This is a genomic window from Streptacidiphilus sp. MAP12-20, assembly GCF_041262525.1.
Classification (GTDB): Bacteria; Actinomycetota; Actinomycetes; order Streptomycetales; family Streptomycetaceae; genus Streptacidiphilus.
Map to the genome: position 1 here is coordinate 40,907 of NZ_JBGCCK010000003.1, position 20,934 is coordinate 61,840.

Here is a 20,934-nt window from a genome sequence, read left to right on the forward strand (position 1 = left end):
GCGGGGTTCGCGTGCGTTCCGGTCCGCCCGGAACGGGAAGACTGACGGTATGCAGTCCCGACGGCGGCACGTCTACTACGCCCTGATGGGCACCTGCCTGGTCCTGATCGTCCTGGCCTGGAACGTGGTGCGCTTCTGGTCGGTCCCGGCCGCTGTCGCGATGAGCCTGGTCGCGATGGTCATCCCGCCGGTCGCCGCGGTCCTCGCCAATCGCCGCGGACCCGACGACCCCTGGTGGGACGACCCGTCCGTCAGTAGACGAGTGCCTGGACCCCGTCACCCACGATCTCGCTGACGAAGAGCTGCGCACCCGCGATCCGGATCCCGTCCAACACGTCCTCCTGGGTGATTCCGCGGCGCGCCGCGCACTGCGTGCAGAGAGTGACCGTGCCGCCGGCCAGCAGCGCGTCCAGCAGGTCCGGCAGCGGCGCGGCGTGCGGCAGCTCGAACTCCGCCGCCTTTCCCGGCAGCGCGAACCAGCTCGACTCGCCCGTCAGCCAGAGTGAGACGTCCACCCCGCTGGCGAGCGCGACGGAGGCGACGGTGAACGCCTGCGAGCAGCGCTCGGGCGCGTCCGCGCCTGCGGTGACCTTGATGACGAGCTTCGACTTGGGCATAGCGGCAGCGTAGGGCGGGGCTCACAGTGAGCCGGTAGGCGGGGCCGACTAGACTCTGGGCAGGATCGTTCCCCATCGTTGAGGACTTGCAATGTCTGCGCTTGAGTGGTTCTTTGACGGCCTGCTGATCTTCATGGCCGTCGCGATCATCGGATTCGCCGCCTTCTCCGTCAAGAAGCTCTACCAGGGCCAGCGCTGAACATGATCGAGATCCCCTCCGGTCTGCACAAGGACGTCGTCTCCCTCGCCTTCCTCCTCGGAACGTGGGAGGGGGCCGGTGTCTTCGACTTCCCCGGCTCGGAGAAGTGCAACTTCGGCCAGGAGATCATCTTCCGGCACGACGGCCGCCCGTTCCTGGAGTTCCGCTCGCGCACGTGGGTGCTGGACAACGAGGGCAACAAGGTGCGCCCGCTGGAGAGCGAGTCGGGCTTCTGGCGGGTGACCGCCAACGCGCACGGCACCTCCGGCGTCCGTGAGATCGAGTTCTCCTCCGTCCGCGACGACGGCACGGTCGAGATCTGGTACGGCGAGCTGGCCGACGGCAAGCCGCAGATCGACCTGGCCACGGACGCGGTCGCCCGGATCGAGGGCGCGCCGCCGTACACGGGCGGCAAGCGGCTCTACGGCTTCGTGAACAACGAGCTGATGTGGGTCGGCGAGAAGTCCGCCCCCGAGGTGCCGCTGCGGCCGTACATGTCCGCGCAGCTCAAGAAGGTGCTGAACCCGGCGAAGCTGATCGAGGACATCGCCGACCTCCCGGACGACGGCATCGCCTTCTTCCGCTGAGCTCCGGTTGATCTTCCGCCTGTCCCGTACCGCCCTAGACTCGGGGTGCGGGACAGACGCGTTTCGGGCGCACGGCGCAGACAGGGGCTTGTTTCAGGTGAGCAGCGGCATCGACTGGCAGACGGACCTGCGCCGGCGCGGCTACCGGCTCACCCCGCAGCGGCAGCTGGTGCTGCAGGCCGTGGACGAGCTGGAGCACGCCACCCCGGAGGAGGTTCTCACCCAGGTGCGGCGCACCGCCGCTGGTGTGAACATTTCCACCGTCTACCGCACGCTGGACCTGCTGGAGGAGCTGGGCCTGGTCTCCCACGCCCACCTCGGCCACGGCGCGCCCACCTACCACCTGGCCAGTCGCGACCAGCACATGCACCTGGTCTGCCGGGAGTGCGGCAGCGTCATCGAGACGGATGTCGCGCTCGCCGAGCCGTTCGTGGAATCCCTGCGACGTGCGCATGGTTTTGAGACTGACATGAAGCACTTCGCCATCTTCGGCCTCTGCGCGAACTGCGCGGCCAAGGCCGCCGCGGCGGAGCACGAGGTCCCTGAGGTTCCCGAGGAGAAGCACGCGTGACGACCTACCGCAGCCCGCTGTTGGACCGGCTCCCCGGCGCGGTCTCCGCCGACGGCGTGGACGCGGGCGTCGCCGCGCACTACGGTGACCTGTTCCGTGAGCAGCGCGCGCTGGCCGCCGGCCAGGGCTTCGTCGACCTCTCGCACCGCGGCGTCGTCACCGTCTCCGGTCCCGAGCGGCTGAGCTGGCTGCACCTGCTGCTGACGCAGCACGTCAGCGCACTGCCGCCGCAGCAGGCGACGGAGGCGCTGATCCTCTCCCCGCACGGTCACATCGAGCACGCGCTCTACCTCGTCGACGACGGCGAGACGACGTGGATGCATGTGGAGCCGGGAACGACGGGGGAGTTGGTGGCCTACCTGGAGAAGATGAAGTTCTTCGCCCAGGTCGAGATCACCGACGCGACGGACGCCTACGCGGTCGTCTTCACCCCGGCGGGCTCGGTCCCGCCGCCGGCCGCAGCGGTGCGCCAACTCCCTTACGGCTATGATCTCTTCCTGCCGCGTGCGGAGTTCGCCGACCAGCTCGCGGTGGCTGACTCCGGCCCGGCCGCGGGCCTGTGGGCCTACGAGGCGCTGCGGGTCGAGGCCCACCGCCCGCGCCTCGGCTTCGAGACGGACCACCGCACGATCCCGCACGAGCTGGGCTGGCTGAAGTCGGCGGTCCACCTCAACAAGGGCTGCTACCGCGGTCAGGAGACGGTCGCCCGCGTCCACAACCTCGGCCGTCCCCCGCGCCGCCTGGTCTTCCTCCACCTCGACGGCAGCAACGAGTCCCTTCCGGTTCACGGCGACCCGATCCGCCTCGCGTCCGAGGGTCCGGACAGCCGCCCGGTCGGCTTCGTCACGACGGCGGTCCGCCACTACGAACTCGGCCCGATCGCCCTGGGCCTGATCAAGCGCAACACGGCCGCCGATGTGACGCTGCTGGCGGGCTCGGTCGCGGCGTCGCAGGACGTCGTGGTCGAGGCGTAACCGCCGGCTTGTCTCAGAAATCCAGTACGACGGTGAAGGGGCCGTCGTTGGTGAGGGCGACCTTCATGTCCGCGCCGAAGCGGCCCGTCGCCACCGTGGCGCCGAGCGACCGGAGTTGGGCGACGACCTCGTCGACGAGGGGCTCGGCGACGGGGCCGGGGGCGGCGGCGTTCCAGGTGGGGCGGCGCCCCTTGCGGGCGTCGCCGTAGAGGGTGAACTGGCTGATGACCAGGAGCGGCGCGTTCAGGTCCGAGCAGGACTTCTCGCCCTCCAAGATGCGCAGCGACCAGAGCTTGCGCGCCATCAGCGCGGCCTGCTCGTGGGTGTCCTCGTGGGTCACCCCGACCAGGACGCAGAGCCCCGGCCCCAGGATCGAGCCGACGACCTCGCCGTCGACGGTCACACTTGCCTCGGTCACCCGCTGAGCCACTGCACGCATGCCCCCATTCTCCGGCACGCGCAGGCACGCGCCGACAGGGAGTGCGGGGGGGCGCGCCGGTGGTCGGCACGCGCCCCCGCGTCACCCCGGAAGGGGCCGTGCGCTGGGGATATGCGGCGGTCGTATTTACCACGGAGATTCGCCAGGGGCCCGATTGGGTGCAGGCGTCGACGAACCTTCATCCGACGGTGGCACCATGCACCCGTGGGACACCAAGACGACCTCGCCGCATTCGCCGACCGCGCCGGACAGACCCTGGACGCACTGGGGCTGGACGAACTGCGCGCGCTGCGCCGCCACGCTCAGCAGGACGAGGCCGATCTCTCCTACCTGCGCCGACTGCTGCAGGGCCGGGTCGACATCCTCCGCGCCGAACTGGACCGCCGCAGCGGTCACGCCTCGCTCCCGCCGGACACCCTTCTGGAGCAGCTGCCGGAGATCCTCGCCGACATCCCCTCCCAGGTCCGGCACTCCGCCCGACACGTCACCCTCGGCACGCCCAGCGGCCGGGAGTACCAGGCCCTCGCCGACGAACTCATGGCCGACGCCCGCCTGGCCGACCTCGCCGAACAGTCGGACGAGCAGTTGCAGGCGGCCTGCATCCGGCTCACCGCGCACGAACGCGGCATCTCGCGGCGCAGGCAGCGGCTGCAGCGGACGGTGGACGGGTGCATCGCGGAGATCACCCGCAGGTACCGTGAAGGGGAAGCACGCGTCGACGACCTGCTCTCCGGGGGGTGACCCTCGCCGGGGGCAGGCCCCCTGGAAGGCACAGAGGCACACCCACATGTCTGCTCCGCACCCTGCTGTCCCCGCTGACCTGCCGGTTCTCGCCGAGGTGGTCCGCTCCGGATTCGTGGAGGGCCACCACCGCGGCTCGCTGGTGATCCTCGCCGCCGACGGCAGCGTCGACTTCGCGCTCGGGTCTCCTGAGCTGCCGGTCTTTCCCCGCTCCAGCAACAAGCCGATGCAGGCGGTGGCGATCCTCAGCACCGGACTCGAGCTGGAGGGCGAGCTCCTGGCGGTGACGGCTGCGAGCCACTCTGCGGAAACGTTTCACCTGGACGCGGTGCGGAAGATCCTCGCCTCGGCGGGCCTGGACGAGTCCGCGCTCCAGACGCCTCCCTCGCTCTCGCTCGACGAGGTGGAGGCCGAGGCCTGGATACGCGCCGGCGGCGAGCGCGAGCGGATCCTGATGGACTGCTCCGGCAAGCACGCGTCCATGCTGGCCGCGTGTGTCCGCAACGGCTGGGACACGGCGAGCTACCTCTCCGAGGACCACCCCGTGCAGGTGCAGGTGCGCACCACGCTGGAGGCCCTCGCGGGCGAGCCGGTCGCAGCGGTCGGCACGGACGGCTGCGGCGCGCCGCTGATGGCCGTCAGCCTCGTCGCGCTGGCGCGCGCCTTCCGCGCGCACGTCCTGGCGGACGCGAACACCCCGGAACGCCGCGTCGCGGACGCGATGCGCGCCCACCCGGAGTATGTGGCGGGCACCCGCCGCATCGACACCTGGCTGATGCGGGCGGTCCCGGGCGCGCTGGCCAAGATGGGCGCGGAATCCGTCCAGGCCGTCGCCCTCCCGGACGGCCGCGCGCTCGCCTTCAAGATCGACGACGGCGCGAAGCGGGCCCTGGGCCCGGTCCTCTCCGCGGCGCTCCGCCGCATGGGCGTTGCCACGCAGGACGGCACGCTCGACCGCGTCGCGGCTGCGCCGCTGCACGGCGGCGGCGCGGTGGTGGGCGAGGTCCGCGCAGCGTTCTAGGCAATTGGGGAGTTGCAGCACGCTAGGGGCGCGAGGAACTGCGCGAGTAACCACCCTGTGCGGATGGCCCTGTCCGTTCGGATCAGTACCTGCGTGGGTGGCTTGTCGCGCAGTTCCTCGCGCCCCTGATGGTGCAAGTCACTCGTCGCGGCCGGTGATCCGGCCGAAGGCCTCGAGGTTGCGAGTCGACTCGCCGCGTTTCGTGCGCCACTCCCACTCGCGCTTGATCGCCGTCGCGAAGCCCAGTTCCAGCAGCTGGTTGAACGGCTCGTCCGCGTTCTCCAGCACCGTCCCCAACAGCCGGTCGATCTCGTCAGCCGTCACCGCCGCGAGCGGCAGACGGCCGACCAGGTAGACGTCCCCCAGCCGGTCCAGCGCATACGACAACCCGTACATGCGGGTGTTGCGCTCCAGCAGCCACCGGTAGACCGACTCGAAGTTCTCGTCCGGCCGCCGCACCACGAACGCGTTCACCGACAGCGTCTGCTCGCCGATCCGCAGCGAACACGTCGTCGCCAGCTTTCGCGTCCCCGGCAGGGTCGCCACGAACGTCCATGGATCGCCCGACGGCTGCTCCCAGGCGACGCCGGACTCCTCCAGCGCCGCGGCCAGCACCTCCGCCGCCCGCTTGCGCATGATCTCCTCGCCCATGGTCCGCACGTTACCGTGCCGTAGCAGCGGCCAGGCCCTGCGCGAAGCGCGTCCGGGCGATCGTCTCCGCGTAGACGTCCGCCGTCGCCCGCGCCGCCGCGCCCCAGCCGAAGGCGCGGGCGTGGTCCGCCGCCGCCGCGCCCATGCGGGCGCCGAGCTCGGGGTTCTCCACGAAGCGGCGCAGCACTCGCGCCCAGGCACGGGGGTCGTGGCCCTGGACCAGGAAGCCTGTCTCCCCGTCGCGGACCGCGACCGGCAGCCCGCCGACCGCCGCCGCGACCACCGGCGTGCCGCAGGCCTGGGCCTCCAGGGCGACCAGGCCGAAGGACTCGCTGTAGGAGGGCATCACCAGCGCCGTCGCCGCGCGGTACCAGTCGGCGAGCGCCGCCTGGCCGACCGGCGGCTGGAAGCGGACCACGTCGCAGACGCCCAGCTGGGCGGCCAGCTTGTGCAGGGCCTCCGGGCGGGCGAGCCCACTGCCGCTGGGGCCGCCCACGATCGGGACGACCAGGCGCTCGCGCAGTTCCGGTGCCTCCTCCAGCAGCTGGGCGACCGCGCGGACCAGCACGTCGGGGCCCTTGAGCGGCTGTATCCGGCCGGCGAAGAGCAGGACCACCGCGTCCGTCGGGAGGCCCAGTCGCGCGCGGATGCGGTTCACCGCGTCGCCCACGGGACCGGTCGGCGAAGCCGTCGCGGGGCGGAAGACATCCAGGTTCACGCCGGGGTGCACGACGGAGAGCTGGTCGGGGCGGGCGCCGTAGTGGGAGGCGAGCTGCTCCGCCTCCTCCTCGGTGTTGGCTATCAGCCGGTCCGCGGCGTCGACCACCTGCGACTCGCCGATGATCCGGGCGGCGGGCTCCGCCTGGTCCCCTGCGGCGAGGGAGGCGTTCTTGACCTTGGCCATGGTGTGCATGGTGTGCACCAGCGGCACGCCCCAGCGGTCGGCGGCCAGCCAGCCCACCTGCCCGGAGAGCCAGTAGTGCGAGTGGACCACGTCGTAGTGGCCGGCACGGTGGCCCGCCTCGGTGCGCAGCACGGAGTGCGTGAAGGCGCAGAGCTGCGCGGGCAGATCCTCCTTGAGCAGGCCCTCGTAGGGGCCGGCTGTGACATGCCTCACCAGGACGCCCGGCGCGAGCTCGACCTGCGGCGGCAGCTCGGACGCGGTGGCGCGGGTGAAGATCTCGACCTCGGTGCCCAGCTCGGCCAGGCGCTTGGAGAGCTCGACGATGTAGACGTTCATGCCTCCGGCGTCGCCCATCCCGGGCTGATGCAGGGGGGAGGTGTGCACGCTCAGCATGGCGACGCGGGCGGGCTGATGGGTCACCGCTCGTCCTCTTTCCGGTCCTGGGTCGTCCTGCCAGTGGCTTCAACACTGGTGCAACAGGAGTGAAAGCCCAGCGATTCCCGCCCTCGTCCTCTTCTCCAGATTACCTGGCGTGCCGGGTTGGCATGCTGGGCGAACGACCTGCCGCGTACGCTGCGTGACATGAGATCCGCGGCAGCGAAACCGGTGGGGGCGGTCACCCGGGGCACCACCAACCCGAACCGGCTGCGCCGCCAGGACCGCTGGATCGCCCACGCGCTGGCCCCGGCGCTGCGGCGGGCGGACGTGGCGCCGGTCGCCGTCGACCTCGGCTACGGCGCGGCCCCGTGGACGGCGGTGGAGCTGTTCGAGCGCTTGCGGGTGGTGCGGGTGGACGTCCGGATGGTCGGCATCGAGATCGAACCGGAGCGGGTCGCCGCCGCGCAGCGCGTGGCCCGGCCGCCCGCGCTCACCTTCCGCCGGGGCGGCTTCGAGGTGCCGCTGGACGGCGGCGAGCGGCCGATGCTGATCCGCGCCGCGAACGTGCTGCGCCAGTACGACGAGGACCAGGTTCCGGACGCGTGGGCCCGTCTCTGCGGGCGGCTGGCGCCGGGCGGGCTACTGGTGGAGGGCACCTGCGACGAGATCGGCCGCCGCCAAGCCTGGGTCACCCTCGGCCCGGAGGGCCCGCGGACGCTGACGCTGGCCGCCCACCTCGCCTCCCTGGAGCGCCCCTCCGAGCTGGCGGAGCGGCTGCCGAAGGCCCTGATCCACCGCAACGTGCCGGGCGAGCGGGTGCACGCGCTGCTGCGCGACCTGGACCGGGCCTGGGCCGCGGCCGCACCGTACGCGGACTTCGGCGTCCGCCAGCGCTGGCTGGCCACGACCCGCGCCCTCGCGACCACCTGGCCGCTCGCAGACACCCCCTCCCGCCAGCGCCTCGGCGAACTCACCCTCCCCTGGCCCGCCGTCGCCCCCCACTGACGCGGCCCGCGCCGACCTGCGGCTTCGCGGCCTTGGCCGACCCCCGCCGGACCCCGCTGAGCCAGGGCCTCCCGGCCGCCTCCCGGCCTTGGCCGACCCCCGCCGGGCCACGGCCTCGCGGCCCTGTCCGGCTTGCCGTTTCCTGCCGACGCCCGCCTCGCGCCCGTGCTTCGGCCTCCCGGCCCTGGCCGGCTTGGCGATCTCGGCTGAGTCGCGGCCTCGGTGGGCCCGCCGACCCCCGCCGACCTCCGCCGAGCGGCGGTCTCGCGGCCTTGTCCGGCTTGTCGATTCGGCCCAGCCACGCCGATGGCCGTCACTCGACCCTGGCCGCCCCCGCCGAGCTGCGGCCTCGTGGCCCTGGCCGACGCCCGTCCGCGCTCCGGCCCTGCGGCTCCCACCGTGTCCCGACGGTCCCTCCCGCCGGCCGGGCCCTTCGCGAGTCTCATGCGATGCCCTGCGCAGCACTCTGGTCGTTTACATCGATCCATGGCAGCATCCCGGGAGCATATCTGACAGGCCGTCAGAACTGGGGAGGCCACTGTGCCACGCTCTCGACGCCGGCTGGAGCTCGCGTTGCTCGCGGTCACCGCGCTCGCCTTCGGGGCCACTGCCGCGCCGCCCGCCTCCGCCGAGGGCGTCGCGGGCGTGGCGGGCGTCGCCGGGACGCGCGCTCCGGCGGCGACCGTAACGCCGCTCGCCCAGCTGCAGCAGGAAGTCGCCGCGCTCTATCAGCAGGCCGAGTCGGCGACCGCCCGCTACGACGCGGCCACTCAGGCCGTCCTCGCGCAGCAGCTGCAGATCGTCAACCTCGCCCGGCAGATCGTCGCCGCGCAGGCGCAGGTCGACAGCCTCAACGCGCTCGTGGGCCAGGTGGCCAACGAGCAGTACACCGGCCAGGCCTTTGCGAACAGCCCGAGCCTGCAGTTGCTCCTCTCCAGCGATCCGGGCGCCTATCTCGCCCAACTCCCGCTCGCCCAACAGGCGAACGTCTCCGTCGCGAGCCTGCTGCAGGAGCTGCAGCAGGCGCAGGCCGCGCTCTCCGCCTACGGCGACGCGGCGACGGCGGAGTGGGAGGCGTTGAGCAGGAGCCAGGCCACCGCCGCGGCCGCCGTCGCCGAGATCAAGGCGAAGCTCGCCACCGCGCAGGGACTGCTCGCCTCCCTCTCCGCCACCGAACTCGCCTCGCTCCAGCAGCTCCAGGCCCAGTCCTCCTACGACGCCCAGATGACCTGGCGCGGCGGGCTCACCGCGGCCCAGCTCTCCCGGCAGGCGCACGGCGCCGCGCGCGCGGCCATCGCCTACGCCGTGGCGCAGATCGGCAAGCCCTACCTCTGGGGCGGCGTCGGCCCCGACCGTTTCGACTGCTCGGGCCTGACCATGCGGGCATGGCAAGCGGCCGGCGTCGACATCCCCCGGACCTCGGAGGAGCAGTGGGCGCTGTTGCGCCGGGTTCCCGTCTCCTCGTTGCAGCCCGGGGATCTCGTCATCTACTTCCACGACGCGAGCCACGTCGCGCTCTATGTCGGCGACGGGGCGATCATCCAGGCCCCGCACCCCGGCGGCGTCGTCGAGCTGGCCGCTGCGGGCTCGATGCCCATCCTCGGCGTCGTCCGACCGTCCTGACGAGTCGCATAATCGAAGTTCACTCGAACGAGTTATCGAATAACCGTGGTGGATTGACGGCCTCTCAGTCCACCATGGGTCCGTGCGACAACTCCCGCCACACCCGCTCGAAGACGCCGTAGGCGTCTGCCCCGTACAGCACGAACCGGGCCTCCTCCAGGCGGCTTCCGGTCCCCGCGGCCTCGGCGGCTCCCGCCGCCTCCGCCAGCACCCCCAGCGCGATCCGCGCCGCGCTCTCCATCGGCCAGCCGTACACGCCGGTGGAGACCGCCGGCAGCGCCAGCGTGCGCGCGCCCAACTCCTCCGCCACCCGCAGGGATTCGCGATAGCAGGAGGCGAGCAGCTGCGCCCGCCGCTCGAGTTCGGCCGCGCCTTCCTCCAAGCGTGGGTGAACCGGGCCGACGGTGTGGATCACCCAGCGGGCGGGCATCCGGCCGGCCGTCGTCGCCACCGCCTGGCCGGTCGGCAGCCCCCTGCCGTAGCGGGAGGCGCGCAGCGCCCGGCACGCGGCCAGGAGTTCCGGTCCGGCGGCCCGGTGGATCGCCCCGTCGACGCCCCCGCCGCCCAGCAGCGAGGAGTTCGCCGCGTTGACGACGGCGTCCACCTGCTGTGTGGTGATGTCACCCTGCACGAGCGTGATCTCCATCACGGGCTCCTTTCGTCCCTTCGCACGCTATCTGCGGGCCTTCGCGCCGAGCATCTTCGTTACCGTCCAAGCGGCGCACGGGTTCTGGTCCATCAGGGTGACAAAAGCCGCCTTCTGTCCACTCCGCCCCGGTGGGGAGAGGTCGTGGAGATCACGTCACGGTCACGGGGAGGTCGCCGGATCATGGTGTCTGATGGGCACCACGCCCACCGCCCAGCCGTTACCGAGTCGGGGAGAGGGAGGTAGCCCATGTCCGCCCACGCCGGCGCCGCTTCGAGCGCAGCGAACCAGAACTCCGCGAGCGCTCCGATACCGCGCCCGCGCACCTCCGTCGTCCCCTCGGCGCCCCCGGCCGCGCAGGCTGTCCCCGTCGCGCCCCCCGTCCTCGTCCCTGTCCCCGTCGCGCCCGCGACGCCGCTCTCCGTGCTGCTCATCGAGGCCGACGACGCCGGCGCGGAGTCCGTCCGCAACCTTCTCGCCGAGCTCGGCTCCGAGGTCGCCTTCCGCTGGGCCCGCAGCCTGCCCGAGGGGCTGCGGCTGCTCGACGCGGACACCGCCTGCGTCCTGCTCGATCTGGAGCTCCCAGACAGCAGCGGCCTGGAGGACATCCGTACGCTGCTGCGTCGCGCCCCGGGGACGGCGGTCCTGGCCGTGACCGGCACGGTCGACGTCCAGCTCGGCGCCGCCGCGGTCGCCGCCGGCGCGCAGGACTTCCTGGTCAAGCAGGAGATGGACGGTCGACTGCTGACCCGCGCCGTCCGCTACGCCGTCGAACGCAAGCGCGCCGACGAGTCACAGCGCCGTCTGGTCGAGGCGGAGCTGCGCGGCCAGGAGAACGCGCGCCTGCAGCGCCACCTGCTGCCGACCCCACTTCTGGACGGCTCCGGGCTCACGTTCCACGCCCGCTACCGGCCCGGCCGCCGCCGCGCCCTGCTCGGCGGGGATTTCTACGACGCCGTCCGCACCTCCGACGGCACGGTCCATGTCGTCATCGGCGACGTCTGCGGCCACGGCCCGGACGAGGCCGCGCTCGGCGTCGCGCTGCGGATAGCCTGGCGCACCCTGGTCTTCGCCGGCCTGACCGGCGAGGCACTGCTCGCCACACTCCAGCGGGTGCTGGAGCACGAGCGCCGCAGCGAGGAGATCTTCGCGACCCTGTGCATGCTGGCCATCGGGCCCGAAGGGGACCACGCCGAGCTGCACCTGGCCGGCCACCCGGCCCCGCTGCTGCTGGGCGACCAGGGCCCGCCCGCTCTGCTGCCCTTCGACGACGCGGGCCCGGCCCTCGGCCTGATCGGCGCGGGCCACTGGCCGCCGGTCAAGGTCCGGCTGGGGGAGGACTGGGCGCTGATGCTCTACACCGACGGCCTGATCGAGGGCCGGATAGGTGCGGGCACGCGTCGCCTCGGCCAGGAGGGGCTGATCGACATGATCGGCGACCACCAGCAGGGCGGCCTGCGCGACGAGCTGCTGATCGACACCGCCATGTCCGAGGTCGAGGACCTCAACGGCGGCGCGCTGGCCGACGACGTCGCGGTGCTGCTGCTCACCAGGGCCCGTACGGCCCCATGTGGTCGTGCTTCTTCTGCTGCCCGTTCCGGCTCTTCCGGGAGGGCGACACCCGCTTGATCGCGGGTCGGACGTCGACCATGTAGACGATCGCGGCGACCAGCCCGATCAGCGACAGGAAGAGCATCCCGAGGAAGAGGTCGATCCCGACGGACACGCCCAGGATGATCAGCCAGAACGGTTTGGTCTGCTTGTCCGCGGCGCGGTAGGCGTCCTCGCGGCGGACCGCCGCGTCGACGAACGTGAACACCTTGAACAGGGTCAGCGCCATCAGCAGCCAGTACATGACGTTGCTGAACGCTGCCGTCAGCAGCCCGTAGGCGGCCAGCTGCATCGTCACCACTCCCTTGTTGCCAAACGCTCAGGCTCGTGCGACCAGGCTCGTGCGGGGCCCATCGTGCCATGACAACGGCCGGGACACGTGAGACGTGCCCCAGCCGTGGTCATGGATGCTGATCTTCTGCTGCGCTACTCCGCGGAGCGCGGCTTGCGCGTGGTGGTCTTCCGCGCCGGCTTCGGCGCCTCCGCCTTCGCCTCGGCGGCGGGCTCGGCGGCGGGCGTCGGCTCGACGTCCGCGGCCACCTCGGCGGCGAACACGTCGGCCTTGGAGACGGTCGCCTCGATCGCGGCCTCGGCCTCGTCGGCGGCGTCCTTGCGCTGTCGCTCCACGACGGACTTGCCGCGCACGGCCAGCTCGTCGTAGGCCTCGCGCGCCTTCACCGCGAGCTCGGCCGCGCGGCCGACACTCTGCAGCGCCAGGCCCTGGGCCTTCTCCTGCAGCGACTTCAGGTCGGTCGGCAGCGTCTGCACGGCCTCGGTGACCTTGGCCTGCGCCTCGGTCAGCCTGGTCTGCGCCTCGGTGAGCTTCGCCGTGGCCTTCTCCTGCGTGGCCTTGCGGTCCGCGGCGAGCGCGGCGGCGCGCTCGGGCACGGTCTTGAGCTTCTCCACGGCCAGGTCCCCAGCACCCGCGAGGGCGTAGAGCGGCGTGGGGTCGGACAGAGTCTTACGGAGGTCATCAGCGATCGGCATGGGTGGTCCTCCCCTTCTGGTTCTCGTCGTCGACTGGCTGGGTCTGCGGCTCGTCTGCGGTGGCCCCGGCGGCGGCGTGGTAGACGCCGTTCTCCTTGAGGAAGGACTCGTACACGGCGAGCAGCACCTGCTTCTGCCGCTCGTCGACCAGCGGATCCGCGAGAATCGCGGCCCGCAACTCCAGCCCCTGCTCCTCGCGCTCCTCGAGAATCCCCGCCTGCACGTAGAGCGTCTCCGCAGAGATCCGCAGCGCCTTGGCGATCTGCTGCAGGATCTCCGCGCTCGGTTTCCGCAGTCCGCGCTCGATCTGACTGAGGTACGGATTGGACACCCCTGCGGCGTCGGCGAGCTGACGCAGCGAATACTGCGCATGCCGCCGTTGCTCCCGGATGTACTCGCCGAGCGACCCGACGTTCAGTGAGGCCATGCCTCCATGCTGCCTGGCCGTGCTTGCAAATGCAAGCACGCTGCTAACAATCGCACGCGCGCGTCGCCCGACGAGACACACGCTGGGCCAGGACCGTAAACGAGCCGCCGCCGGAGCACTTCTCTCCCCGGCGGCGGCTCAATGAGAAGCCCGGCCCGTAGTCGCACGGGCCGGGCGGAACGACCTCAGCGGAGAACCGTCACCGGCTCGGACGGCATCGCCTGCGGGGTCGGCAGGATCTGCGGGCTGTAGGCCCAGATCTCGCCTTGCTCGGACGGGGCCTTGGCGGTGTAGGAGACCACGCGGACCTGGAACCAGGCCGAGGCCGTGGCGCTGTCCGCCAGGCCAGCCGGGACGGTGAAGCCGGACTTGGTGATGTCCTGCCAGTGCGCCTTGGCCTTGGCCGTGGCGCCGACCCACTGGTAGAGCTTGAGATCTACCTGGCCGATCTGGGCGAAGGCGAACGCCTGCGGCAGGAACTTCAGCGGCTCGGAGATCGTGGCGCCGGTGTGGTTGGTGACGGTCAGCCTCTCCCAGGCCGGGTGCCCGGGAGACAGCTTGGTGCCACCGGCGACCGAAACCAGGACCGGGCCTCCGTTCTTGCCGTCGCCGACAGTGAGCTCAACCGGTCCCCCACCGCCGTGGGGGTGCAGGGTCTTGCCCTGCTCCTCGTACCCGGTCAGGATGTCGATCTTTCCGTCGTTGACGAGCCAGTTCTTGGCAACGCCGATGGAGAGCCTCCACTCGAAGGTGGCGTGCGCCGGGATCACGAACGCCGCTCCTTTGCGCCCCGCAAACCGCACGTGATCCGGACAGTCCCGACGGATCAACGGGCATGGGGTTCAGGCATCCTGCGGCGGGCGGTGGGCGAAGATCACAGCCTGCGGGCCCTGGCGCGAGGCTCGTTCCGCGTCGCTGGGCTCGCGAATCAGGCGGGTGTCCACGGCGAAGCCTGCCTCCTGGAGCAGGGAGGCGATCTGCTCCGGCGGCGTCCAGTAGACGTCGAGGGAGAGGTCGTGCCCGTAGGCGCGGTCGAGGTGGTGCAGGCGCTCGCCGGCCTTGAAGCCGATCAGCAGGTGTCCACCGGGCGCGAGCACGCGGTGGAACTCGGCGAAGACCGTGGGCAGCAGCTCCGGGGGCGTGTGGACGATCGAGTACCAGGAGACGATCCCGCCGAGGCGGCCGTCCGCGAGGTCGAGCTCCGTCATGGAGCCCTCGACGAACCGGATCCGGGGATGCCGCTGCCGCGCCACCTTGACCATCTCGCGCGAGAGGTCGAGCCCGAAAGCGTTCGCGCCCAGCCCGCGCAGGTACGCCGTCACATGTCCCGGCCCGCAGCCGAGATCGGCGATCTCCGCCTCCGGCCCGACCATCTCGGCGAACGCGCCGAACAGCGCGCGGTCGAGCGGCCGGGAGTCCAGCGCGTCCGCCAGCAGTACGGCGTAGTCGTGGGCGACCGTGTCGTAGGAGGAGCGGGTGGTGCTGAGGTAGCGCGTCTGGATCACGCTCGACGGGTTCGTCTCGGTCAGATCGGCCATGGCCAGGGAGCCTAACGTTTCCCGGTGTCGGGATTCAGGCGACTGGGTCGCGCCGCACACATAGGCTGTGGCCCTCGAACGGGAAGGGATCTTGAAGCCATGGCAGCCGAAGAAATGACCAAGTCGACGCCGACGGTGCGGAATTCGCCGGACACCTCCAGTGGCGAGCGCCAGTCGCTGCGCGAGCTGCTCGACTTCCACCGGGCCACGCTCGCGATGAAGTGCGACGGCCTGACGGACGAGGAGCTGCGGCAGCAGTCCATGCCGCCGTCCACGCTCTCCCTGCTGGGCCTGGTGCGGCACATGGCAGAGGTCGAGCGAGCCTGGTTCCGGCGGACGATCAACCAGGAGACGGATCTCCCGTTGGTCTGGTCGCCGGAGGGCGACTACCAGGTCGCCTACGACGCGAGCGGCTCGACGCGCGAGCAGGCTTTCGCCGCCTGGCACGCGGAGATCGAGCACTCCCGGCGGATCGAGCGCGAGGCGGAGTCGCTGGAGTTGACGGTCTACGCCCCCCGCTGGGAGTCCGACGTGACGTTGCGCGCGGTGATGCTGCACATGCTGCTGGAGTACGGCCGCCACAACGGCCACGCGGACTTCCTCCGCGAAGGCGTCGACGGAACGGTCGGGGTCTGACCGGCGTTCAGCTCTTGAGACTGAGCAGCGAGGCCACGTCGAGCGTGACCTCCGCGCCGATGGACGCGGGGAGCGTCACGCTCTCGCCCGGGGCGTGGACCCTGTGGGAGGCGTATTCCTCCTGCTGAGGGCTGGTCAGTAGGTGGAGGCGCTCGTGCCGACGGTCGACGATGACGTACACCGGCACGTGCGCCGCCGCGTAGGCGGAGACCTTGGCGCGGAGGTCGGTGGCGTAGTTGCTTGAGGAGACCTCTAGGACGAGCCGGAAGACTGCTGGGTCGTAGCAGTTGGCTTCGACGCAGTGGTCCTCGATGTCCGCATCGACAACAGCCAGATCTGGGATGGCGAAGTCCGACGGGCCCGTCGGCAGCCAGAGTCCGACGCCCTGGACCACCTTCGACTGATCGCTGTGAAGCCCTGCGGCGAGGAATGGCAACATCACGTCGGTCAGAGTGATGCCGTGGCGGCTGTCGGGTGGTGGCGTCACGGTGATCTGACTCCCGATGATCTCGACTCGGTAGCCCTCCGGAAGCTGTTGCCACATGCGTTCGGCCTGCTGCAGGAGAGTGGCCGGATCGTCGCGATGATGCTCGGTCGCTGCGGCGGACATGTGCACCTCCTCACCGGCTTGATGTCGAGACCATCATCGTAGGGTCCAACCCGGCCCCGCGTCTCTGAGGCCGAACGTCAGCCGAACGAGTGATCCGGGCCCTACGGTCACCGCAGGCGGCGAGAGAATATTCGTTTGCGCAGGTCAGGGCGGTGTGGTCGGCTGCCCTCATGGATGCTGACGCCGCACTCGCCCAGTTCGACCAGCAGATGCGTCGCGAGGCGCGGCCCGACAGTCCGCTCACGCGGGTGGAGCGGGTCGGCGCGGTGACGCGGCAGGTCGGGCCGGGGGCGATGTGGAACGGCGTGCTCTGGTCCGGGCTGGGTGCGGACGAGGCGGGCGCGGATGCCGACGACGTGATCGCGCAGCAGGTGCGGGACTACGCCGCGCTCGGGGATGTGGAGAGCTTCGAGTGGAAGCTCTACAGTCACGACCGCCCCGCCGATCTCGGTGCCCGGCTCGCCGCTGCGGGCTTCGTGCCCGAGGACGCGGAGGCGCTGATGGTCGCCGAGGCGGCAGAGATCGCCGGGATTCCCGCGCCGATGCCGACGGGGGTCGCCTTCGTGCCCGTGACGGACGCCGCCGGGATCGAGATGCTTGCCGAGGTGCACGACCAGGCCTTCGACAACGGGGTCGGCGAGCGGATCAAGGCTCGGCTGCTGGTGCAGCTCGAGCGCGCGCCGGAGAGCGTGGTGGCGCTGGTCGCCGTGGCCGACGGCCGGCCGGTCTGCGCCGCACGGATGGACTTCAACGAGGGCACCGACTTCGCCGGCCTGTGGGGCGGCGGCACCGTCGAGGCGTGGCGCGGACGTGGCATCTACCGCGCGCTGGTCGGCTACCGCGCGCGGGTCGCCGTCGAGCGCGGCTACCGCTACCTCTTCGTCGACGCGTCCGACCAGAGCCGGCCGATCCTCGCGCGGCTCGGCTTCACGCAGCTGGCGACGACGACGCCGTACGAGTACCGCGTGAAATGAGCTGAACGGGCCGCGCGGACTCAACGTCGGCGCGGCCCCCTTCGTCAGCCGTGATGGTGACCGCCGCCGCTGTCGAAGCTGCCGCCGGAACCGAAGTCCGAGCCTGAGGACCAGGACGAGCCGCCGCTGTCGTGGTGCCCGCCGTGGTGCCCACCGCCGTGACCGCCGTGGCCGTGACCCGCGTGCCCGGTCCCCGCCTCTCCGCCGGCCGGCGTGCCCGGGTCGGAGAGGTAGCTCAACCCGTCCTGCTGCCCCGGCTGCCACGGCATGGCCTGTCGCTGCACCGTTCCGCGCCGCTGCCTGTTCCGGCTGTTCTGAGCCGCACCCGCAGAAACCGCGACGATGACGCCGAGCACCACCAGGCCCAGCACCACCACGAATCCCGTACCGATCATCATCGGCCCCCCTTGTTCGGCGGCGGGTCCCCGCCGCGTCAACGCCACTGTGCCCGGGGCGCACCAGGCCGACACCCCACTTGACCGAGATCTGAGCTTCCGCTCCCGCATGCCCTCGCACAAGCACTTGAACGCGTTCAAAAACATGGCTACAGTCGCATCAACGCGAAATTGAACGCGTTCAAGAACCAGTGCGCAGCGTACTGAAGGGCTGTTTCGCCATGAACTCGACCGTGATCACCTACGTCGTCTACCTGGTGTTGAGCATCGCGCTCACCATCTGGGTGGGCCGCACGCTCAGCCGCTCGGGGAAGGTCTTCCTCGCCGACGTCTTCCACGGGAACGACAAGCTCGCCGATGCCGTGAACCACCTGCTGGTGGTCGGCTTCTACCTGGTCAACCTGGGCTTCGTCGCGCTCTGGCTGCGCGGCGGGCAGAACGACGTACGCGACGTGGTCGGGGTCTTCCAGGCCCTGTCGTACAAGGTCGGCACGGTGTTGCTGGTCCTGGGCGTGCTGCACCTGGTCAACGTCTACGTCCTCAACCGCTTCCGTCGCGGGTCGGCGCTGCGTCAGGAGCCCCGTCCGCCGATGCCGCCGACCGGCTGGGCCGGCCCCGTCGGGCCCGTCGCGCCGCAGGTCTGAGCGGTGGCAGCGGAGGAGAACGCCCCGGGCCGAGGCTCCAGCGACGCCCCGGTCCGATGGTTCACCGTGCTCTCCGATCCGGCCTGCCCGCTCTGTCGCCATCTGCGCGGCTGGCTGGAACGGCAGCGACAGCTGGTGCCGCTCGAGTTCGTCGATGTCGCCTCCGCCGAGGCGCGCGCCCGGTTCCCGCAGCTGGACCACGCGCGGAGCCAGTCCGAGATCACGGTGGTCAGCGACGACGGTCAGGTCTACGAGGGCTCGGCGGCGTGGATCGCCTGCCTCTGGGCGCTCGAGGGCTACCGGGTGACGGCGCACCGGCTCAGTACACCCACCGGGGCGCCGCTCGCCCGTGCGGCGGTGCTCGCCGCAGCACGGTGGCGCAAGGCGCTCGCCCGGAGGGACGGACGGGAGGTGGGGGCACCGACTGTGCAGGGGGCAGCCGGTTCCCCCACCACCCGGCCCTACGCCGACGCCGATGCCGAAGCCGACGTCTCTTGCGGCGGCGAGTGCTACCCCCGCTCCGGATAGCCTCGACGGGTGACCGACGATCTGCCTGCCGATGCCTCCACCGAGCCCGCCGAGACCAGCGAGATGGCTGAAGCGGCCGAGAGCGCCAAGAAGGCGAAGAGCGAACGCACCCGCGCGCTGATCCTGGAGACCGCGATGCGGCTCTTCCAGGAGCGCGGATACGACAAGACCACGATGCGCGCGATCGCGGCGGAGGCCGGCGTCTCGGTCGGCAACGCCTACTACTACTACGAGGGCAAAGAGTTTCGGCGAGAGTCTAGTAAGGATCGAGATGGCTCCTCGTTCGCCGGTACTGTCGGGGAGCGTGGATGACGTGACGCCTTCGAAGGATGAGTCTGCCGGTGTTCCGCCAGAGGCGGTCGAGACTAAGGCGAAGGCGCCCAAGGGCGAGCAGACGCGAGCTCTGATCTTGGAGACCGCGATGCGGCTCTTCCAGGAGCGGGGCTACGACAAGACGACCATGCGGGCAATCGCTACCGAAGCGGGCGTATCCGTTGGAAATGCCTACTATTATTTCGAAGGCAAGGAATTCCTCATTCAGGGATTCTACGACCGGATGACGCACGAGCACCTGGTCGACGCCCGGGCGCGGATGGAGGGGCGCACCGACTTCTCGGAGCGGCTCACCATCGCGCTGGAGTCGTGGGTGGACTGCGCGGCGCCGTACCACGAGTTCGCGGCGCAGTTCTTCCGTACGGCGGCCGACCCGAACAGTGCGCTGAGCCCCTTCTCGAACGAGTCCCACCCGGCCCGTGAGACGGCGGTCCAGCTCTTCCGTGAGGTGCTGGACGGTTCGGACCTGGGCCCGAAGATCGACCCGGAGCTGGACGAGCTGCTGCCCGACCTGCTCTGGCTGCACCTGATGGTCGTCGTCCTGTACTGGGTCTTCGACCGCACCGACGACACCGGGCGCACCCGCGCCTTCGTGCAGCGCTGCGCCCCGTTCGTCGCCAAGATCGTCAACCTGTCGCGCTACCGGGTCTTCCGCCCGCTGGTCCGCGACGCGGTCGACATGGTCAAGGAGTTCGTCCTGCCGACCATCGGCAAGACCGCGGTGCCGGCGAAGGAGGCCGAGCCCGTCACGGAGAAGACGACCAAGCGCACGCGGCGTGCCAACGCCTGACGCCTGCGTCGCTGCGTCGACCACCGTGCGGCGGCGACCCGATGAGCACCTCGCGGCGGCTGGCCCTGCCCAACTAAAAGCGTTGGGCGGGGCCAGCCGCCGCTCGGGCTACGCGGCTGTAGGCAGGGGAATCGGCGACTTCGTCTGCTCTTCCGGTGTCCTCTCGCGCCGCGCACGGTGGGACGCGTCCCCGAGCTGCTCCCGGATCACCCATTCGCGGTGTTCCGGCGACAAGCCACCAGGTACGACCACGAGGACCCGGCTGTCCTCAGAGACACGGCCCAGGGTGTAGCCCGGGCGGTCGGGCTTGAGGCCCGGATCTTCGAATACCTGAGCCCCGACAGAGCCGAGGATGTCAGGCAGGGGAGGTAGGCACCCAGGCTGGGCGTGTCGCTCTCCCAGTGTGGCGAGCGCGCCCACCGAAGTCGCCAGCGTCCTCGCCTCGTCGAGGGTCAAGGTGGTGCACGCGTCGTCCCGGCCGGTGTCGATACTGAGCACCACGTCGGGACGCTGGGCGAAAGCCTGTTGGACCAGATCGAACTGGATGAAGGTGTTGCTCTCCCGGCCCGGTGAGAGGGAACGGGTCTCGGAGTGGTGATAACGGTCCGAGGGGAAGCACGTCCGGTCGAATGGGGCGGTGTCGCGGCAGGCGGTGCTGACGCACCAAGGTGGGCACGGCGAGGTGCGCTCAACGAGCAGCCGGGGGTCCTCCCCGGGTTGCGCTCCCGGGCCGGCCAGGATGTCGGCGAACTGTCGGCGCAGGACCTTGAGATCCGCCAGGAACCGCTCCACATCTGCGATGTGCTCGTCCAAGCCGGGGAGGTCGAGTTCGAGGTCGTCGTTGCGCCCGGCGATGTACACCACCGGCGGCCGGAGAAGGTCTTCGGGCACTTCGATGATGCTGAGAATGGTGGCCTCGATTCCGGCGGAACCCAGAGAGGCCTCGGAGTTCGGGGCGAACTGGACGCTGGGTCCGTCGTGGCAGACGTCCCAAGGTTCGGAGGTGTGGACTGTGCGGCACCAGACGGGACAGAGGTCTGTGGTGCCGGGGGCAGCAGGGGTGTTGGCGTCGCAAGCAACCGGAGACACGGGCATGCCTACTCCA

Annotated in this window: 26 protein-coding genes and 2 pseudogenes; 15 read left to right on the plus strand and 13 right to left on the minus strand. The window is 70.9% G+C overall.

Annotated features, from left to right (window positions below; all coding sequences use genetic code 11):
- Nucleotides 1-37 precede the first annotated feature (37 nt).
- A pseudogene (locus ABIA32_RS04530) lies at nt 38-295 on the plus strand (DUF3099 domain-containing protein); the annotation flags it as partial.
- Here the strand turns inward: ABIA32_RS04530 and ABIA32_RS04535 are convergent.
- Nucleotides 252-617: a DsrE family protein gene (locus tag ABIA32_RS04535; protein WP_370092497.1), complete on the minus strand. Its 366-nt coding sequence runs from the start codon at nt 615-617 to the stop codon at nt 252-254. The pseudogene ABIA32_RS04530 and the gene ABIA32_RS04535 overlap by 44 nt on opposite strands.
- A gap of 201 nt (nt 618-818) precedes the next feature.
- Here ABIA32_RS04535 and ABIA32_RS04540 point away from each other — a divergent pair, with 201 nt between their 5' ends.
- From ABIA32_RS04540 to ABIA32_RS04550, 3 genes are all read left to right on the plus strand, one after another.
- Nucleotides 819-1,403, plus strand: coding sequence for an FABP family protein (locus ABIA32_RS04540; RefSeq protein WP_370092498.1), 585 nt, complete (start codon nt 819-821; stop codon nt 1,401-1,403).
- Between the two features lie 97 nt (nt 1,404-1,500).
- The gene (locus ABIA32_RS04545) at nt 1,501-1,974 is read left to right on the plus strand and encodes a Fur family transcriptional regulator (protein WP_370092499.1); all 474 of its coding nucleotides are present in this window, start codon (nt 1,501-1,503) and stop codon (nt 1,972-1,974) included.
- On the plus strand, nt 1,971-2,948 hold the full coding sequence (locus ABIA32_RS04550; protein WP_370092500.1) for a folate-binding protein YgfZ: 978 nt from the start codon (nt 1,971-1,973) through the stop codon (nt 2,946-2,948). The genes ABIA32_RS04545 and ABIA32_RS04550 overlap by 4 nt, the downstream gene beginning before the upstream one ends.
- A 13-nt stretch (nt 2,949-2,961) precedes the next feature.
- On the opposite strand, the gene dtd is transcribed toward ABIA32_RS04550, so the two are convergent.
- Nucleotides 2,962-3,387 (minus strand): D-aminoacyl-tRNA deacylase, encoded by a 426-nt coding sequence (gene dtd, locus ABIA32_RS04555; protein ID WP_370092502.1) that lies wholly within the window; start codon nt 3,385-3,387, stop codon nt 2,962-2,964.
- Nucleotides 3,388-3,591: 204 nt separating this feature from the next.
- Here dtd and ABIA32_RS04560 point away from each other — a divergent pair, with 204 nt between their 5' ends.
- Both ABIA32_RS04560 and ABIA32_RS04565 read left to right on the plus strand, forming a co-directional pair.
- Complete coding sequence (locus tag ABIA32_RS04560) at nt 3,592-4,128, plus strand: aerial mycelium formation protein (protein WP_370092503.1); 537 nt, start codon at nt 3,592-3,594, stop codon at nt 4,126-4,128.
- Nucleotides 4,129-4,174: 46 nt separating this feature from the next.
- Complete coding sequence (locus ABIA32_RS04565) at nt 4,175-5,149, plus strand: asparaginase (protein WP_370092504.1); 975 nt, start codon at nt 4,175-4,177, stop codon at nt 5,147-5,149.
- A 138-nt stretch (nt 5,150-5,287) separates the two neighbouring features.
- Here the strand turns inward: ABIA32_RS04565 and ABIA32_RS04570 are convergent, their stop codons facing one another.
- The gene (locus ABIA32_RS04570) at nt 5,288-5,800 is read right to left on the minus strand and encodes a YbjN domain-containing protein (RefSeq protein WP_370092505.1); all 513 of its coding nucleotides are present in this window, start codon (nt 5,798-5,800) and stop codon (nt 5,288-5,290) included.
- Nucleotides 5,801-5,810: 10 nt separating this feature from the next.
- A complete protein-coding gene (mshA, locus tag ABIA32_RS04575; protein WP_370092506.1) occupies nt 5,811-7,124 on the minus strand; it encodes a D-inositol-3-phosphate glycosyltransferase in 1,314 nt (437 codons plus the stop codon).
- Between the two features lie 162 nt (nt 7,125-7,286).
- Here mshA and ABIA32_RS04580 point away from each other — a divergent pair, with 162 nt between their 5' ends.
- Both ABIA32_RS04580 and ABIA32_RS04585 read left to right on the plus strand, forming a co-directional pair.
- Complete coding sequence (locus tag ABIA32_RS04580; RefSeq protein WP_370092507.1) at nt 7,287-8,087, plus strand: class I SAM-dependent methyltransferase; 801 nt, start codon at nt 7,287-7,289, stop codon at nt 8,085-8,087.
- A 540-nt stretch (nt 8,088-8,627) separates the two neighbouring features.
- A complete protein-coding gene (locus ABIA32_RS04585) occupies nt 8,628-9,710 on the plus strand; it encodes an NlpC/P60 family protein (protein ID WP_370092508.1) in 1,083 nt (360 codons plus the stop codon).
- Nucleotides 9,711-9,774: 64 nt separating this feature from the next.
- Here the strand turns inward: ABIA32_RS04585 and ABIA32_RS04590 are convergent, their stop codons facing one another.
- Nucleotides 9,775-10,356, minus strand: a complete 582-nt coding sequence (locus ABIA32_RS04590) for an O-acetyl-ADP-ribose deacetylase (RefSeq protein WP_370092509.1) — start codon at nt 10,354-10,356, stop codon at nt 9,775-9,777.
- A 249-nt stretch (nt 10,357-10,605) separates the two neighbouring features.
- On the opposite strand from ABIA32_RS04590, the gene ABIA32_RS04595 reads away from it, so the two are divergent.
- On the plus strand, nt 10,606-11,985 hold the full coding sequence (locus ABIA32_RS04595; protein ID WP_370092510.1) for a PP2C family protein-serine/threonine phosphatase: 1,380 nt from the start codon (nt 10,606-10,608) through the stop codon (nt 11,983-11,985).
- Here ABIA32_RS04595 and ABIA32_RS04600 read toward each other — a convergent pair.
- The 5 genes from ABIA32_RS04600 to ABIA32_RS04620 all read right to left on the minus strand — a co-directional run bounded on the left by ABIA32_RS04600 (nt 11,903) and on the right by ABIA32_RS04620 (nt 14,919).
- A complete protein-coding gene (locus tag ABIA32_RS04600) occupies nt 11,903-12,259 on the minus strand; it encodes a DUF2516 family protein (protein WP_370092810.1) in 357 nt (118 codons plus the stop codon). The genes ABIA32_RS04595 and ABIA32_RS04600 overlap by 83 nt on opposite strands.
- Nucleotides 12,260-12,393: 134 nt before the next feature.
- Nucleotides 12,394-12,954 carry a hypothetical protein gene (locus ABIA32_RS04605; RefSeq protein ID WP_370092511.1) on the minus strand — a complete coding sequence of 187 codons (561 nt, stop codon included), beginning with the start codon at nt 12,952-12,954 and terminating at the stop codon, nt 12,394-12,396.
- Nucleotides 12,941-13,381, minus strand: a complete 441-nt coding sequence (locus tag ABIA32_RS04610; RefSeq protein ID WP_370092512.1) for a helix-turn-helix domain-containing protein — start codon at nt 13,379-13,381, stop codon at nt 12,941-12,943. Before ABIA32_RS04610 ends, ABIA32_RS04605 begins: the two co-directional genes overlap by 14 nt.
- 185 nt (nt 13,382-13,566) lie before the next feature.
- On the minus strand, nt 13,567-14,151 hold the full coding sequence (locus ABIA32_RS04615) for a hypothetical protein (protein WP_370092513.1): 585 nt from the start codon (nt 14,149-14,151) through the stop codon (nt 13,567-13,569).
- Nucleotides 14,152-14,223: 72 nt separating this feature from the next.
- Entirely contained in the window at nt 14,224-14,919 is a 696-nt protein-coding gene (locus ABIA32_RS04620) for a class I SAM-dependent methyltransferase (protein WP_370092514.1), read from the minus strand.
- A gap of 114 nt (nt 14,920-15,033) precedes the next feature.
- On the opposite strand from ABIA32_RS04620, the gene ABIA32_RS04625 reads away from it, so the two are divergent.
- Nucleotides 15,034-15,555, plus strand: coding sequence for a DinB family protein (locus ABIA32_RS04625; protein WP_370092811.1), 522 nt, complete (start codon nt 15,034-15,036; stop codon nt 15,553-15,555).
- Nucleotides 15,556-15,562: 7 nt separating this feature from the next.
- Here the strand turns inward: ABIA32_RS04625 and ABIA32_RS04630 are convergent, their stop codons facing one another.
- The gene (locus tag ABIA32_RS04630) at nt 15,563-16,165 is read right to left on the minus strand and encodes a Uma2 family endonuclease (protein WP_370092515.1); all 603 of its coding nucleotides are present in this window, start codon (nt 16,163-16,165) and stop codon (nt 15,563-15,565) included.
- Nucleotides 16,166-16,335: 170 nt separating this feature from the next.
- On the opposite strand from ABIA32_RS04630, the gene ABIA32_RS04635 reads away from it, so the two are divergent.
- Nucleotides 16,336-17,139 (plus strand): GNAT family N-acetyltransferase, encoded by an 804-nt coding sequence (locus ABIA32_RS04635; RefSeq protein WP_370092517.1) that lies wholly within the window; start codon nt 16,336-16,338, stop codon nt 17,137-17,139.
- Between the two features lie 44 nt (nt 17,140-17,183).
- Here ABIA32_RS04635 and ABIA32_RS04640 read toward each other — a convergent pair whose 3' ends face one another.
- Nucleotides 17,184-17,537 (minus strand): hypothetical protein, encoded by a 354-nt coding sequence (locus ABIA32_RS04640; protein ID WP_370092518.1) that lies wholly within the window; start codon nt 17,535-17,537, stop codon nt 17,184-17,186.
- 218 nt (nt 17,538-17,755) lie between these two features.
- On the opposite strand from ABIA32_RS04640, the gene ABIA32_RS04645 reads away from it, so the two are divergent.
- The 4 genes and pseudogenes from ABIA32_RS04645 to ABIA32_RS04660 all read left to right on the plus strand — a co-directional run bounded on the left by ABIA32_RS04645 (nt 17,756) and on the right by ABIA32_RS04660 (nt 19,829).
- On the plus strand, nt 17,756-18,178 hold the full coding sequence (locus ABIA32_RS04645) for a hypothetical protein (protein WP_370092519.1): 423 nt from the start codon (nt 17,756-17,758) through the stop codon (nt 18,176-18,178).
- Nucleotides 18,179-18,181: 3 nt separating this feature from the next.
- Complete coding sequence (locus ABIA32_RS04650; RefSeq protein ID WP_370092520.1) at nt 18,182-18,706, plus strand: thiol-disulfide oxidoreductase DCC family protein; 525 nt, start codon at nt 18,182-18,184, stop codon at nt 18,704-18,706.
- A gap of 63 nt (nt 18,707-18,769) precedes the next feature.
- A pseudogene (locus ABIA32_RS04655) lies at nt 18,770-18,925 on the plus strand (helix-turn-helix domain-containing protein); the annotation flags it as partial.
- 202 nt (nt 18,926-19,127) lie between these two features.
- Entirely contained in the window at nt 19,128-19,829 is a 702-nt protein-coding gene (locus ABIA32_RS04660) for a TetR family transcriptional regulator (protein WP_370092521.1), read from the plus strand.
- 108 nt (nt 19,830-19,937) lie between these two features.
- On the opposite strand, the gene ABIA32_RS04665 is transcribed toward ABIA32_RS04660, so the two are convergent.
- Nucleotides 19,938-20,924, minus strand: coding sequence for a hypothetical protein (locus ABIA32_RS04665; RefSeq protein ID WP_370092522.1), 987 nt, complete (start codon nt 20,922-20,924; stop codon nt 19,938-19,940).
- Nucleotides 20,925-20,934: the final 10 nt, after the last annotated feature.

Bases quoted from the DNA above. Each gene is read 5' to 3' on its own strand.
- ABIA32_RS04570 (WP_370092505.1), bottom strand. From the start codon at position 5,800: ATGGGCGAGGAGATCATGCGCAAGCGGGCGGCGGAGGTGCTGGCCGCG.
- ABIA32_RS04645 (WP_370092519.1), top strand. From the start codon at position 17,756: ATGAACTCGACCGTGATCACCTACGTCGTCTACCTGGTGTTGAGCATC.
- ABIA32_RS04565 (WP_370092504.1), top strand. From the start codon at position 4,175: ATGTCTGCTCCGCACCCTGCTGTCCCCGCTGACCTGCCGGTTCTCGCC.
- ABIA32_RS04580 (WP_370092507.1), top strand. From the start codon at position 7,287: ATGAGATCCGCGGCAGCGAAACCGGTGGGGGCGGTCACCCGGGGCACC.
- ABIA32_RS04535 (WP_370092497.1), bottom strand. From the start codon at position 617: ATGCCCAAGTCGAAGCTCGTCATCAAGGTCACCGCAGGCGCGGACGCG.
- ABIA32_RS04540 (WP_370092498.1), top strand. From the start codon at position 819: ATGATCGAGATCCCCTCCGGTCTGCACAAGGACGTCGTCTCCCTCGCC.
- dtd (WP_370092502.1), bottom strand. From the start codon at position 3,387: ATGCGTGCAGTGGCTCAGCGGGTGACCGAGGCAAGTGTGACCGTCGAC.
- ABIA32_RS04635 (WP_370092517.1), top strand. From the start codon at position 16,336: ATGGATGCTGACGCCGCACTCGCCCAGTTCGACCAGCAGATGCGTCGC.
- ABIA32_RS04620 (WP_370092514.1), bottom strand. From the start codon at position 14,919: ATGGCCGATCTGACCGAGACGAACCCGTCGAGCGTGATCCAGACGCGC.
- ABIA32_RS04640 (WP_370092518.1), bottom strand. From the start codon at position 17,537: ATGATGATCGGTACGGGATTCGTGGTGGTGCTGGGCCTGGTGGTGCTC.
- ABIA32_RS04600 (WP_370092810.1), bottom strand. From the start codon at position 12,259: ATGCAGCTGGCCGCCTACGGGCTGCTGACGGCAGCGTTCAGCAACGTC.
- ABIA32_RS04605 (WP_370092511.1), bottom strand. From the start codon at position 12,954: ATGCCGATCGCTGATGACCTCCGTAAGACTCTGTCCGACCCCACGCCG.
- ABIA32_RS04590 (WP_370092509.1), bottom strand. From the start codon at position 10,356: ATGGAGATCACGCTCGTGCAGGGTGACATCACCACACAGCAGGTGGAC.
- ABIA32_RS04595 (WP_370092510.1), top strand. From the start codon at position 10,606: ATGTCCGCCCACGCCGGCGCCGCTTCGAGCGCAGCGAACCAGAACTCC.
- ABIA32_RS04610 (WP_370092512.1), bottom strand. From the start codon at position 13,381: ATGGCCTCACTGAACGTCGGGTCGCTCGGCGAGTACATCCGGGAGCAA.
- ABIA32_RS04630 (WP_370092515.1), bottom strand. From the start codon at position 16,165: ATGTCCGCCGCAGCGACCGAGCATCATCGCGACGATCCGGCCACTCTC.
- ABIA32_RS04625 (WP_370092811.1), top strand. From the start codon at position 15,034: ATGACCAAGTCGACGCCGACGGTGCGGAATTCGCCGGACACCTCCAGT.
- ABIA32_RS04665 (WP_370092522.1), bottom strand. From the start codon at position 20,924: ATGCCCGTGTCTCCGGTTGCTTGCGACGCCAACACCCCTGCTGCCCCC.
- ABIA32_RS04660 (WP_370092521.1), top strand. From the start codon at position 19,128: ATGCGGCTCTTCCAGGAGCGGGGCTACGACAAGACGACCATGCGGGCA.